This window comes from Asticcacaulis machinosus, assembly GCF_028550435.1.
Lineage (GTDB): Bacteria > Pseudomonadota > Alphaproteobacteria > Caulobacterales > Caulobacteraceae > Asticcacaulis > Asticcacaulis machinosus.
In genome coordinates this window covers 592,002-604,239 of record NZ_JAQQKV010000002.1, presented here as the reverse complement: position 1 = coordinate 604,239, position 12,238 = coordinate 592,002, and the positions used below count along the sequence as shown (strand labels likewise).

The following is a 12,238-nucleotide window of genomic DNA, read 5'->3' as shown; positions in this document are numbered from 1 at the left end:
CTACTCTCCCGATCCTGTCCCGGATACCTTATGCGGCCTGACGCGCCATCTGACGCTTACCCAGCCACAGGATAATCAGGCCGGTATAGACCGCCGCAACGATGATCCCCAGCAAGGGATAGACATGCTCACCGCCCAGTATGCTGACGAACGAGGACGCAATGGTGGCCAGAGCGATCTGCAAAAACCCAATCAGGGCTGAAGCGCTGCCGATATGGCTGGTGAAGGGCGCCAGGGCTAAGGCATTGGCATTGGGGTTGGTCATCCCTAGGCAGGACAACATGGCAAAGAAGAAAAAAATCGTCGGCCACAAGCCGAACCAGCCCAGATAGCTGCCGATCAGGAACACGGTGCTGATGATGGCTAAAGCTATCATTGCGCATTTAAAGATCTGCTCGCTGCTGTAATAGCGGGTCAGCCAGACATTGACCTGATTGGAGCCGATAATGCCGACCGCAATAAAGGCAAATATGGCCCCGTAAACATCCGGCGTAACCTTGAAGATATCGAGAAAGATAATCGGTGAGGCGGTCACATAGATAAACAGGGTCGTAAACGCAAAGGCCGACGAAAAGACATAGGTATAGAATTGCGGCACCTTAATCACTGCGGCAAAATTGGCGATGACGGGCGCCGGTTTCAGCGACACGGTCGGATCGCCTTTATAAACACTTGGCAGGAAAAAGTGGGTCAGCACCATGATCAGGGCCACGATCACCGCCAGAAAGATAAAGATGGCGTGCCAGCCCAGATAAGTCGTCACAAACCCGCCTGCGGTCGGGGCCAGCAGCGGCGATACGCTTAAAATCAGCACCAGCAGTGAGAAGATTTTGGCCGAGTCCTTGGGTGGAAAAAAGTCACGCACCATAGCCATGGTCGCCACCTGCGCGACGCAGCCGCCGAGCGCCAGAATAAAGCGCAGACCAATCAGGGTTTCGACATTCTGCGATAACAGACAGCCCAGTGAACAGACGACGTATAGTGCCAGCCCCGCATAGAGCGGCTTTTTGCGTCCAAACCGATCCAATAATGGCCCGTAAATGATCTGCCCGATCGCCATGCCTGCAAAATAGCTCGACAGCGACAATGACACCTGACCGGTCGTGGTGCCCAGATCATCGGCAATTTGCTGAAAGGCCGGCAGATACATATCGATCGTAAACGGGCTGATGGTCGTGAGTATCCCCAGGATCAGGATCGTCAGAACCTTATTCTTCAACACAGGGGTCGCGGGGGCTACGGGGGCGGTCATGTCACTGTCTGTTCAAATGTGCATCTGCGAAATGTACCCCCTGTTTACGAGTAATTTCACAAAAAACCAGTTCTAAATCCGTCACGTCTCAATATGGTGCTTCACCAGCGCCGTGGCCCAGGTCATGAACACCTGCACCCGTCGCGCCAGATGGCGGCGTCTGGGGTAGATCAGATTGACCGGCATGGGAGCGGCCTTATGGTCGGGTAAAACCTCAACCAATGCGCCGGACTTAAGATGAACGGCGGCCCCTATGCGCGGCACCTGAATGATCCCAAGTCCCATCAGGGCGGCCTGACTATAGACGGCGGTATTGTTGACGGTGATAGCGCCCGGCATCGGCAGAGTCTGGTATGTGCTGCCGTCGAAATACTCAAATCCGGCCTCGCCACTCTCAGTGCGGGCGGAGATGTTGGCGACATAATGGATCAGCCGGTGACCGCTTAGGTCTTCCAGAGTCTGCGGCGTGCCATAGGTTTTGAGATAGTCCGGACTGGCGACATTGACCAGCTCCATGTGCCCCAGAGGCCGGGCCATCAAGGCTGAATCGTTAAGCGTGCCGACGCGCAGTACGCAATCAAAGCCTTCGGCAATGATATCCACCCGCCGGTCAGTGCACGACAGGTCGATCTCCAGTTCCGGATGCTGGGCCATAAATTCGGGCAAATGGCGCATGAACAGGGTTTGGGCCAGTCCCTGCGGCATATCGATCCGAAGTCGGCCTTTGAGGGACGCCGGGGTTTGCTGGAACAGGGTTTCCATTTCATCCATATCGGCCAGCACTTCACGGGCGCGGGCATAAAACACTTCGCCATCATGGGTAAGATGTACTTTGCGTGTCGTGCGGTACAAGAGCTGGGTGCCGAGATGGGCCTCAAGCGCCTGCACCTGGGTCGAGACGGTTGCGCGCGGCAGATCAAGATCAAGGGCCGCACCGCTGAAGCTGGACAGCTCCGCCACGCGGGTGAAAATTTTCATGGCGTCGAGACGGTCCATATAGCCTCATATTGTTCGTAAATTACGATCAGTTATATCATATTTACGATATTTATCATGATTTTGACAAACAGTATGGTGGTCTTCAGTGAAAAACCATTGGAGATATCCTCATGACCATCGCACTCATCACCGGAGCCAGCCGAGGCTTAGGCCGTAACACCGCCGTTCATCTGGCGCGCAAGGGCACCGACATCATTCTGACCTATAATTCTAACAGGTTCGAAGCCGATCAGGCTGTGGCCGAGATAGAGGCTCTGGGCCGCAAGGCGGTGGCGATCCAACTTGATGTCGGCAAATCGGCCGGTTTCGCAGATTTTACGGCTGAGGTGGGCAAGCTTCTGAACCGTGTCTGGGGCCGCGACACGTTCGATTATCTGGTCAATAATGCCGGCATTGGTGGCCACGCCCCCTTTGCGGAAACGACCGAAGAGCAGTTCGACACTCTGATGAATATTCACCTCAAGGGGACGTTTTTCCTGACGCAAAAGCTGCTGCCGCTGATCAAAGACGGTGGCCGCATCGTCAATATCTCCACCGGTCTGACGCGCTTTGCCTATCCGGGGGCGTCAGCCTATGCGGCGATGAAGGGCGGGGTTGAGGTGCTGACCCGCTATATGGCTAAGGAACTGGGGCCACGCGGTATCTCGGTCAATACTATCGCTCCCGGTGCGATTGAAACCGATTTTGGTGGCGGGCGGGTGCGCGATAATGAAGAGATCAATAGACATATCGCTGAAATGACGGCACTAGGCCGGGTTGGCCTGCCCGATGATATTGGCGGGGCCATCTCGAACCTGCTGGCGCCCGACAGTAACTGGATCAATGCTCAGCGTATCGAGGTTTCCGGCGGTCAGGCGATTTAGACGGTGAGTATGGAATGAAAGCCCCCGGTGTGATCCGGGGGCTTTTTAGGGGTTGAGGCCGCCCAACGAGGGGGGAGCGGGCGGCCTCAGTCATACGAACGACTAACTTAGCGGGTTAGTCGGCCGCGTGAACGGCGCCATTGCTCATCGACTTTTTGGCAAACCAGATGAGCGGGATCAGCAACAGGGTCAGCCAGCCCGAAATCCGGAAGAAATCGAGCGCGGCCTGAAGATAGGCTTGCGACATGACCTGTGAGGTAATCACGCCCACCGCCTGCTGCAGTGAAAGACCCGCCGCCTGAAGCTTTTGGATCGTCTCGATCCACAAAGGCGATCCTGAACTCATGGTCTCGGACAGGCGGGTCTGATGAACGGCCTCCATGCGATCCCAGATGGTGGTGGCTAATGAGGCCGCAAAACTACCGGCGGTGATGCGGGCAAAGTTCGACAGGCCGGAGGCTGCGGGGGTTTGATGCGCCGGGATGTCCGCCATAGCGATGGTGATCATCGAAATGAAGAAGGTCGACATGGCCACGCCCTGCACCAGCAGCGGCAGGACCAGCGCGGTGAAATCCGCATCAGGCGTGTAGCCTGAGCGCATGAAGAACGACAGGGCAAACATCAGGATCGAAAAGGTCGCAAGGATCCGCGCGTCGGTCTTACCCAGAAGGCGGGCTGCAAACGGGGTCAGAATGACGGCGACGACCCCTGAGGGTGCGGCCACAAGGCCTGCCCAGGTGGCGACATAGCCCATGTTCGATTGCAGCCATACCGGCAGCAACAGGCCATTCCCGAAGAAGATGGCGTAGGCGATACAGAGCGCAATCGTCCCCAGCGTAAAGTTACGGTTCTTAAACATCGACAAATCGACAATCGGGTTTTTCTCATTCAGTTCCCAGATCACCCAGGCGATGAAGAACACGATGGCGACGATCAGTTCGACCACAATAGCCGGCGATGAGAACCAGTCGGCTTCTTTACCCGTGTCGAGCATGACCTGAAGCGCGCCAACCCAGATAACCAATAAAGCAAAGCCGGTGGTATCGACCGGCACTTTGCGTGTCGGGGTCTCACGCGATTTCATGTTCTGCCAGCAAATAAACGCGCAGAACAGGCCAATCGGGACGTTGATCAGGAATATCCATTCCCACGCATAGTTATCGGAAATATAGCCGCCAAGTATGGGGCCACAGATCGGCCCGACCAGCGTCGTCATCGACCACATGGCCAGACCCGTTGCCCGTTTTTCGGGCGGGAAAATCATGATCAGCAGGGCCTGAGAGCCGGGGATCATCGGCCCGGACACCAGCCCTTGCAGGATACGAAACCCGATCAGACCTTCGATGTTCCAGGCAATGCCGCACAGGAACGACGCGAAGGTGAACAACAGCACCGAGAAGGTAAAGACGCGCACCACGCCGAACCGGCCCATCAGCCAGCCAGTCAGGGGCACGGAAATGCCGTTGGCGACGGCAAAGGAGGTAATGACCCATGTGCCTTGCGATGAGGATACCCCAAGGTTACCGGCAATGGTCGGAAGCGATACGTTGGCGATGGTGGAATCGAGCACCTGCATAAAGGTGCCAAGCGCCAGCGCAATCGCGGTTATGGTCAGGGTGCCACCGGTCAAAGGCGGTGGCGAGGCCGGTTCAGCACCGGCAGTCGTTGCGGGTGAGGCCATGATGGCGCTCCCTTATAATAAATTACTTCACGGCTTTCGGGGCATCGGCGATGTCGATCTTCGCCTTCATCGACAGACCAACCCGCAGCGGATGGGCGCTCAGTTCCTTAGGGTCGAGATCGATGCGCACCGGCAGGCGCTGAACCACCTTGATCCAGTTGCCCGACGCGTTCTGGGCCGGGATCAGCGAAAAGGCCGAGCCCGTGCCGCCGGAAATGCCGCGCACGGTGCCGTGGAATTTGACGCTGTCGCCGTAGAGGTCGGAGGTCAGCTCAACTGTCTGGCCCGGCACAACGTTTTTGAGCTGCACTTCTTTGAAGTTGGCATCGACATAGGCCTTGGAAATCGGCACCACAGCCATCAGCGGTGTCCCCGCAGTCACTTGCTGACCGACCTGAACCGACTTGCGGGCGACCACGCCATCCATCGGAGCGCGCACCACCGTGCGTTCAAAGGCCAGTTTGGCGGCATCGACCTTGGCTTGCGCGGCCAGAACTTCGGGGTTGCCGGAGGGAGTGAAACCGGCGATGCGGACATTGTTGTTTTCGCGCGACCCGATGGCGGCCTGATAGGTGGCCTGAGCCTGAGCCCTGACCGACTGGGCGGCCGCCAGAGCGGCGGCAGCGCGGGCATACTGGTTCTGGGCGGTGGACAGTTCTTCTTGCGATACGGCACCCGATGCGATCAGGGCCTTGCGGCGGTTCAGGTCGATCTGGGCGCGCTCATAGTCGGACTGGGCCGATTTGATCTGCGTGTCAGTGGCGGTGATCTCTGCCTGACGGGCGCTCATCTGGGCCTGCAAGGCATCATCAGAGGCGTAATATCCCTGTACTCGGCGGGCGGCCAGAGCCAGATCGGCTTGCGCTTCGGCCAGGGCTATGCGGGCATCGGCATTATCAAGCTCGACCAGAATATCGCCCGCTTTGACCGTTTGCGTATCCGAGACGTGGATCTTGGCGATCGGGCCGGGGACCAGGGCATTGACCTGCGCGGTTTCGGCGCCAACATAGGCGTTGTCGGTCTCAACATAGTGCGACCCGACTAAGATATAATAGCCGCCCCATAGGACAGCCGCAGCGGCGACACCGGCGGCAAGGTATGTCAAAAGGCGCTTGCGGCGATTGGCACCAACGGCAACCTGAGCCTGCGGGCTCAGCGGGGCATCAGCGGCGGGAGATGCGGAAGTGGACATGGGAATATCGCTTTCTGTAATAATCAGTAATCGCCACCGAGCGCGCGTACCAGCGCGACATCAAGGCTAAGGGCACGGGATTTCAAATCGGTGACGGTTTTACGCTGGGTCAGCAGGCTTTGTTCGGCCTGAAGCAGTGTGGTGTAGTTGCTAAGCCCGCCATCATAGCGCAGCTTGGTCAGGCGGTAGGCCTCTTCATAGCCATCAAGTGCGGCTTGCGAGTCCTTCAGGCGGCCCTCTAAAGCCCGCTCAGACGCCACCACATCCGCCACGCCGTGCATAGCATTGACGATGGCCGCGTTATAATCGGCCACGGCGGCGTCCTTATCGGCCTTGGCACCGCGCAGGTCGGATTTGCGTTTGCCGCCGTCGAACAGGGGCAGGGTGATCGCCGGGCCGAAATTGGAATTGGTGGTGCCCTCTACGCTCAGGTCGCCCAGCCAGACCTTGCCCACAAACGCCATCAGATTGACATTGGGATAAAAGGCGGCCTTGGCACGTTTAACGCCTTGGGTTGAGGCTTCGGCGCGCCATTTGGCGGCGACCACATCCGGGCGGCGGCCAATCAGGTCAAGATCGATCCGTTCCGGCAGGGCAAATGTGGCGGAGGCCTTAAGCGCCGGACGGGCCAAAGATTGCCCGTAGACGGGATCGCGGCCAGCCAGAGCGGCGATCAGATTGCGGGTCGCGGCGATTTGCTCATCAATGGCGGCAACCTCGGCGCGGGCGGTGGCGGAACCGGCATTGGCCAATTGCAGTTCGGCGCGATTGGTCAGGCCGTTATCGAATTTTTGCTGCACCAGATCGGCGCTGTCGCCACGGACCTCCACCGCGCGCACGGCCAGATCGCGTTCATCATAGAGGCGGGCCAGATCAATATAGGCGGTGGCAATCGATGTGGTCAGGATCAGCCCGGCCTGCATCATGTCGGCTTCGGACGCGCGCGCCTGCGAGGATGCGGCGGCCACCGCGGCGCGGTTCTTACCCCAAAAATCCAGTTCCCAGCCAAAATTCAGACCAGCGACACCCAGTTCATCGAGATTAAGAGCTTCTTCGCCGTCGGGGCCACCGGAGGAACCTAATTTCTGCGCCGTGCCCAGAAACGACAGGGTGGGCACATCGGCGCCTTTTGAGCCGTCGAAACTGGCCTTGGCCTTGCGCAGGCGGGCCTCAGCGACGGCTAAGGATGGTGAAGTATTGATGGCGTCGGCCATGAGGCGATCAAGCTGCGGGTCGCCATAGCGCATCCAGAACGGAGCGGCGGGCAATTTAAACGTTGTGGCGACATCGAGTGCTTCGGATTTAGGTGCCGAGTGGGCGATATTGACGCCCCCGGTCAAAGCCAAAAGGCTTACACACAAAGCGAGGACGGGTTTAAACCGGCGCTTAAGAGGAAGACTATCCATATTCATTATCCTTAAAACAACCGTACGGTACGGTCATTTTTCTTGCGCATTTATACCCGTCATGATAGTTTGTCAATGACCGTACGGTACGGTACGATTATTTTATGCCGGTGTCGCGTATTTGACTCTGGCCCGTGAAGCGTAGAAAACAGGATCATGCTGGATCAAAAGGTAAAACTGGACAAAGACACCCGCCGTGAGGCCATTCTCGATGTGGCCAGCGAAGTCTTTTATGAGGAAGGCTTCGATGCCGCCTCGATGTCCACCATCGCGCAACGTCTTGGCGGCTCTAAAGGCACGCTTTATAATTACTTCAAGAGCAAGGAAGATCTGGTCGAGGCCTTTGTCCAGCGTCACTGCGCCATGCACCAGAGCGAGGTCGAGGGTTTACTGCTGGCCGACAAGGGCCATTACCGCGACTCGCTTTTGTCATGGGGGCGTAAGTATGCCCGCATCACGACCCGCGAAAAGACCCAGCGCAATTTCCGCCTGATCACCTCAATCGCCGAGCGCTGGCCCGATGTCGCCCGTCTGTTTTATCAGGCCGGTGCCCTCAGGGGGGCCGAACGGATGATGGAGTTTTTGAAAAAGGCCGAAGCCGCCGGTGAATTCAGGTTCGATGATGTTGAACTGGCGGCGCATCAGTTCATAGCCCTATGCCAGAACCGGCATTTGAAGGCGCGGTTTATGAATTACGGCGAACCGCCGAGCGAGGCGCAGATTGATGCTGAGGTGACCTCGGCAGTTAAGGTGTTTTACGCGGCTTACGGCGTTTGATTATGTTTAGTCCCTCGCCGGGCGATGGCTTTTCTGCCTTGGCCGCTGCCTTGGTGGCCTTAACGGAATGTTTTATTCTGCTTTAGATGGCTCGGCCTGTACTTCTGGGGGCAGGTCGATCACGACATAGCCACCGGTAACCGAGACTTCGGGCACATTCTCGCGCGTGAAGGCCAGATAGAAGCTGGCGCCTGATTTCGGCTGAATGTCGAGCAGGTCGCCCGCACCGAAATTATCGACGTTTTTGATGCGCCCAACCACCTCGCCACTGACGTTGCGCGCTTCTAAGCCGATCAGGTCAGTGATGTAAAAATCGTCTTCGTCTTCGGGTTCGGCAAAATCTGAGCGCGGCACATAGAGCTTAAGCCCTTTGAGCTTATCTGCCTTATCCTTATCATCGATCCCATCAGCGCGCACGACCAGAGCGCCTTTGTGGGCGCGAGCCCCCGTGAGACTTAAAGCGGGCTCGCCCTTATCGTTAAACAGCGGGTTATATTCAAGGACGCTTAAAGGATCGGCGGTGTAGCTCAGCAGTTTGAACTCACCCTTGACGCCGAATGAGGCGGCCACCTGAGCGACAAAGACAAGATCGGATTTTTCGGACATATGCTCACCACGTAAAAGGCCGGAACCTGCGGGTTCCGGCCTTATAACGATTTAGTCGCTTTGGGAAGCCATTAAGCTTCGGTCGACTCTTCGGAAGCCGGAGCTTCTTCAGCAGGGGCTTCTTCAACAACCGGAGCGGCCGCAGCGGCAGCCGCTTCTGCCTTGGCAGCGGCTTCGGCGTCCAGACGGTCCTGCTCACGTTGCGCACGTTCAGCGGCGCGTTCCTGAGCCTTCTTGCCAGGGGTGCCCTTTTGCGGGTTGTTGCCATGCTCCCACTTCACCAGACCTTCTTTGGCCAAAAAGCGTGCGACACGGTCAGTCGGTTGGGCGCCTTTTTTCAGCCAGTCAGCGATGGCTTCGACCTTAAGCGTAACGCGGGCAGCATTGTCCTTGGCCAGCATCGGGTTATAAGAACCGACCTTGGCGATGAACTTACCGTCGCGCGGGGCGGCGGCGTCAGCGATGACGATGTGGTAGTACGGGCGCTTCTTGGAACCACCGCGCGACAGACGAATTTTCAACATGATATAAGATCCTTTAGAGAGATAGATTTCAGAGTTTCAGTTATTTCTTTTTCGGGTCGAACGGATTTGATCCGCCCCCAAGGCCCGGTAAACCGGGAAGTCCGCCGCCGCCGAGGCCGGGTAACCCCGGAAGTCCGCCGGAAGGGAGATTGGGTAATTTGCCAGCGCCCAGTTGTTTGAGGCGTTCCATATCAACGGCGGCATTTTCACCAATGGCCATATTGGGATCGGCTTTCAGCGCCTTCCCCATTTGCTGCATCTGGGCCATGTTCGGCATACCGCCGCCCATACCGAGCATCTTGGCCATAGCGCCCATACCGCCGCCGCGCCCGCCTGTGTTGCGCGCCATCATCTTGAAGGCGTCGGCCATCTGGCGATGCTGTTTCAAAAGGCGATTGATTTCAGCCACATCGACACCGGCGCCGGCAGCCACGCGGCGCTTGCGCGAGGCATTAAGCAGGTCGGGCTTTTTGCGCTCCAGCTTGGTCATGGACGAGATAATCGCCACCTGACGGGCGAACATCTTGTCGGACATATCCAGATCGCTGATCTGCTTTTTGATCTTCTGCACACCGGGCAGGAGGCCCATGATACCCGACATGCCGCCCATTTTTTGCATCTGGGTAAGCTGATCGGCCAGATCGTTGAGATCAAACTGCCCCTTGGACAGCTTCTTGGCCATTTGCTCGGCCTTGGCGGCATCCAGTTCCTGGGCGGCCTTTTCAACGAGTGCGACCACATCGCCCTGACCCAGGATGCGGCCCGCGATCCGTTTGGCATCAAAGACATCGAGCGCTTCGATCTTTTCACCGGCACCGAGGAACTTGATCGGCAGGCCCGTGGTGGCACGCATGCTGAGCATGGCCCCGCCACGCGCATCACCATCGGCGCGGGTCAGGATCAGGCCGGTCAGCGGCAGACGGGCATGGAAGGCTTCGGCGGTGCGCACGGCGTCCTGACCGGTCAGGCTGTCGGCCACCAGAAAGGTTTCCGTCGGCGATGAGATTTTGGCAATCTCAGCCGCCTCATTCATCAGGGTTTCATCCAGCGTTGTGCGACCGGCGGTATCGAGGATCAGGACATCAAAGCCCTGAAGCTTGGCCGATTGCAGGGCGCGGCGGGTGATCTCAACGGCGGATTGTCCGGCCACGATTGGCAGAACCTCAACGCCGACCTGATCGCCCAGCAGTTTCAATTGCTCCATAGCCGCCGGTCTGCGGGTATCGAGCGAAGCCATCATGACCTTTTTGCGATCAAATTTGGACAGACGCAGCGCCAGCTTGGCCGAGGTGGTGGTCTTACCCGACCCTTGCAGACCGGCCATCAGGATCACGACCGGCGGCACGGCAGCCAGATTAAGCGGTTCCGGTTCTTCGCCGCCCAGCATGTCGATCAGGCCGTCATAGACGATCTTGACCACCTGATCGGCGGGCTTAACGGCCTTGATGATGGCTTCGCCGGTCGCCAGTTCGCGGGCCTTGTCCATGAACTTGCGCACGACCGGCAAGGCGACGTCGGCCTCAAGCAGGGCGACCCGCACTTCGCGCAGGGCTTCGTCAACGTCCTTTTCCGAAAGGACGCCACGGCCACTCAGTCGGTCAAATAGTCCCGATAGGCGCTCATTTAGCGAGTCGAACATCAAAAATCCTCATATCTGGAGCCCGCGATTTTGAACAACAAAAAGACCCCGAGAACGCCACGCGTTGTCGGGGATCCCTCCCATCCCTGTCCGGTCACAATGCCGGGGTCATGATGGCGAAGGTTTGTTGTCAAAAGCGCGAAGGGCGCCAATTGGACGGGCCTTTTGCGCGTTTTGAGCGGAAGAGTCAAGTCTTGGTAAGTATAGGGCTTGGCTAATATATCATCGACCGGGGTATGACGCGCGCGCGTTCGGCCAGATAAGCACTGGCGATGGTCAGGCTAAGGGCGCCAACAAAGACCATAGCCATTTGTGCCGGAACATTGACGTCAAACCATAGCCGCAATATTTGGACAAAGGCCATATGGATGCAGTACATCCACAGGTTAAGCCGACCCATATGCAATAGCCACGGATGAGTCAGGTGCCCAGGCCAGTTCAGAGCCAAGAAGAAGATGCCAAGACCAAACAGGGCTGTGCCGACGGTAAAATCTGTCGATAAAAATGCACCGTCGGCGAACCGCCACAAAAGATAGCTTTCCAGTATCTGAAGGCCGAGGCCGAGGGCGGTCAGAGCCGCAGCGGCTTGAAGGGTGATGCGGAATTTTAAGGTTGCTATATAGGCCCCGGCCACAACAAAAAAGAAACTGAAGAAAGGGCCGTTGCGCGTATACCAATGAAAGCCCTTGAAACGAATGTGGGGCAGGCCCAGCATTTCCCGATACGGCCCGAAGATCAGGCCCAACGCAAACAAAACGACAGCCACAGCAAACATGACTTTGAAGCCATAACGGCGCAGCACGAGGTAAACCACAAGGCCACAAGCCAGGGTTGGCAGAAACCACAAATGATAGCCGACAGGGCCACCACTGATCAGATATTCAGCGACCCTGTAGGCTTGTGTAAGCCAACCCCAGCTTTCCGGGAAAAAAACCGTGTAGATCAGGAGCCAGATAAAATAGACCGGCATAATCCTGAAGACGACTTTTTTGATACCCTCAAAGGCGGTGCCGCTGAACCGGCAGAAAAAATAGCCGCTGACGATAAAGTAAAACGGCACGGCAAATCTGGCGGCGTGCCATGCCAGACTATTGGCCTCTATCAGGCCGGCGGTTTGAGGCACCGTATGGATGACAAGAACGGCCACAAAAGCGATGAATCGAAACAGATCGATGCCCGCAAGGCGCGCGTTACCGGTAGTTTTTGGTATCGCGGCCTCTGATACAGCTCCGGCCATGCACTTCCCCCAATCCCCAAACGGAATGCACATATAAAATTGCCGCCAGACTAGCCGGGAGG

Annotated in this window: 11 protein-coding genes; 2 read left to right on the top strand and 9 right to left on the bottom strand. The window is 57.5% G+C overall.

All coding sequences use genetic code 11. The features are described from left to right. Positions 1 to 28: 28 nt before the first annotated feature. Positions 29 to 1,252, bottom strand: a complete 1,224-nt coding sequence (locus tag PQU98_RS11170) for a multidrug effflux MFS transporter (protein ID WP_272745023.1) — start codon at positions 1,250 to 1,252, stop codon at positions 29 to 31. A gap of 81 nt (positions 1,253 to 1,333) precedes the next feature. Beyond that, on the bottom strand, positions 1,334 to 2,248 hold the full coding sequence (locus tag PQU98_RS11165; RefSeq protein WP_272745022.1) for a LysR family transcriptional regulator: 915 nt from the start codon (positions 2,246 to 2,248) through the stop codon (positions 1,334 to 1,336). Positions 2,249 to 2,361: 113 nt separating this feature from the next. Here PQU98_RS11165 and PQU98_RS11160 point away from each other — a divergent pair, with 113 nt between their 5' ends. Beyond that, complete coding sequence (locus tag PQU98_RS11160) at positions 2,362 to 3,114, top strand: SDR family NAD(P)-dependent oxidoreductase (RefSeq protein WP_272745021.1); 753 nt, start codon at positions 2,362 to 2,364, stop codon at positions 3,112 to 3,114. 115 nt (positions 3,115 to 3,229) lie between these two features. Here the strand turns inward: PQU98_RS11160 and PQU98_RS11155 are convergent, their stop codons facing one another. Genes PQU98_RS11155 through PQU98_RS11145 form a run of 3 tightly spaced genes read right to left on the bottom strand, consistent with a single transcriptional unit; the run spans position 3,230 to position 7,393 of the window. Beyond that, a complete protein-coding gene (locus tag PQU98_RS11155) occupies positions 3,230 to 4,795 on the bottom strand; it encodes a DHA2 family efflux MFS transporter permease subunit (protein WP_272745020.1) in 1,566 nt (521 codons plus the stop codon). A gap of 22 nt (positions 4,796 to 4,817) precedes the next feature. Then, a complete protein-coding gene (locus PQU98_RS11150; RefSeq protein ID WP_272745019.1) occupies positions 4,818 to 5,987 on the bottom strand; it encodes an HlyD family secretion protein in 1,170 nt (389 codons plus the stop codon). A 23-nt stretch (positions 5,988 to 6,010) separates the two neighbouring features. Continuing rightward, entirely contained in the window at positions 6,011 to 7,393 is a 1,383-nt protein-coding gene (locus tag PQU98_RS11145; RefSeq protein ID WP_272745018.1) for an efflux transporter outer membrane subunit, read from the bottom strand. Positions 7,394 to 7,549: 156 nt separating this feature from the next. Between PQU98_RS11145 and PQU98_RS11140 the strand changes: the two genes are divergently transcribed. After that, positions 7,550 to 8,170, top strand: a complete 621-nt coding sequence (locus PQU98_RS11140; RefSeq protein ID WP_272745017.1) for a TetR/AcrR family transcriptional regulator — start codon at positions 7,550 to 7,552, stop codon at positions 8,168 to 8,170. Between the two features lie 72 nt (positions 8,171 to 8,242). Here PQU98_RS11140 and rimM read toward each other — a convergent pair whose 3' ends face one another. From rimM to PQU98_RS11120, 4 genes are all read right to left on the bottom strand, one after another. Continuing rightward, positions 8,243 to 8,776 (bottom strand): ribosome maturation factor RimM, encoded by a 534-nt coding sequence (rimM, locus tag PQU98_RS11135; RefSeq protein WP_272745016.1) that lies wholly within the window; start codon positions 8,774 to 8,776, stop codon positions 8,243 to 8,245. A 71-nt stretch (positions 8,777 to 8,847) separates the two neighbouring features. Beyond that, the gene (rpsP, locus tag PQU98_RS11130; RefSeq protein WP_272745015.1) at positions 8,848 to 9,300 is read right to left on the bottom strand and encodes a 30S ribosomal protein S16; all 453 of its coding nucleotides are present in this window, start codon (positions 9,298 to 9,300) and stop codon (positions 8,848 to 8,850) included. 40 nt (positions 9,301 to 9,340) lie between these two features. Then, positions 9,341 to 10,939: a signal recognition particle protein gene (gene ffh, locus PQU98_RS11125; protein WP_272745014.1), complete on the bottom strand. Its 1,599-nt coding sequence runs from the start codon at positions 10,937 to 10,939 to the stop codon at positions 9,341 to 9,343. Between the two features lie 214 nt (positions 10,940 to 11,153). Continuing rightward, the gene (locus PQU98_RS11120; protein WP_272745013.1) at positions 11,154 to 12,176 is read right to left on the bottom strand and encodes an acyltransferase family protein; all 1,023 of its coding nucleotides are present in this window, start codon (positions 12,174 to 12,176) and stop codon (positions 11,154 to 11,156) included. Positions 12,177 to 12,238 lie beyond the last annotated feature (62 nt).

Excerpts from the sequence above, each read along its gene's own strand:
- PQU98_RS11155 (WP_272745020.1), bottom strand. The coding sequence starts at position 4,795 with ATGGCCTCACCCGCAACGACTGCCGGTGCTGAACCGGCCTCGCCACCG.
- rimM (WP_272745016.1), bottom strand. The coding sequence starts at position 8,776 with ATGTCCGAAAAATCCGATCTTGTCTTTGTCGCTCAGGTGGCCGCCTCA.
- PQU98_RS11120 (WP_272745013.1), bottom strand. The coding sequence starts at position 12,176 with ATGGCCGGAGCTGTATCAGAGGCCGCGATACCAAAAACTACCGGTAAC.
- PQU98_RS11150 (WP_272745019.1), bottom strand. The coding sequence starts at position 5,987 with ATGTCCACTTCCGCATCTCCCGCCGCTGATGCCCCGCTGAGCCCGCAG.
- PQU98_RS11170 (WP_272745023.1), bottom strand. The coding sequence starts at position 1,252 with ATGACCGCCCCCGTAGCCCCCGCGACCCCTGTGTTGAAGAATAAGGTT.
- rpsP (WP_272745015.1), bottom strand. The coding sequence starts at position 9,300 with ATGTTGAAAATTCGTCTGTCGCGCGGTGGTTCCAAGAAGCGCCCGTAC.
- ffh (WP_272745014.1), bottom strand. The coding sequence starts at position 10,939 with ATGTTCGACTCGCTAAATGAGCGCCTATCGGGACTATTTGACCGACTG.
- PQU98_RS11160 (WP_272745021.1), top strand. The coding sequence starts at position 2,362 with ATGACCATCGCACTCATCACCGGAGCCAGCCGAGGCTTAGGCCGTAAC.
- PQU98_RS11165 (WP_272745022.1), bottom strand. The coding sequence starts at position 2,248 with ATGGACCGTCTCGACGCCATGAAAATTTTCACCCGCGTGGCGGAGCTG.
- PQU98_RS11140 (WP_272745017.1), top strand. The coding sequence starts at position 7,550 with ATGCTGGATCAAAAGGTAAAACTGGACAAAGACACCCGCCGTGAGGCC.
- PQU98_RS11145 (WP_272745018.1), bottom strand. The coding sequence starts at position 7,393 with ATGGATAGTCTTCCTCTTAAGCGCCGGTTTAAACCCGTCCTCGCTTTG.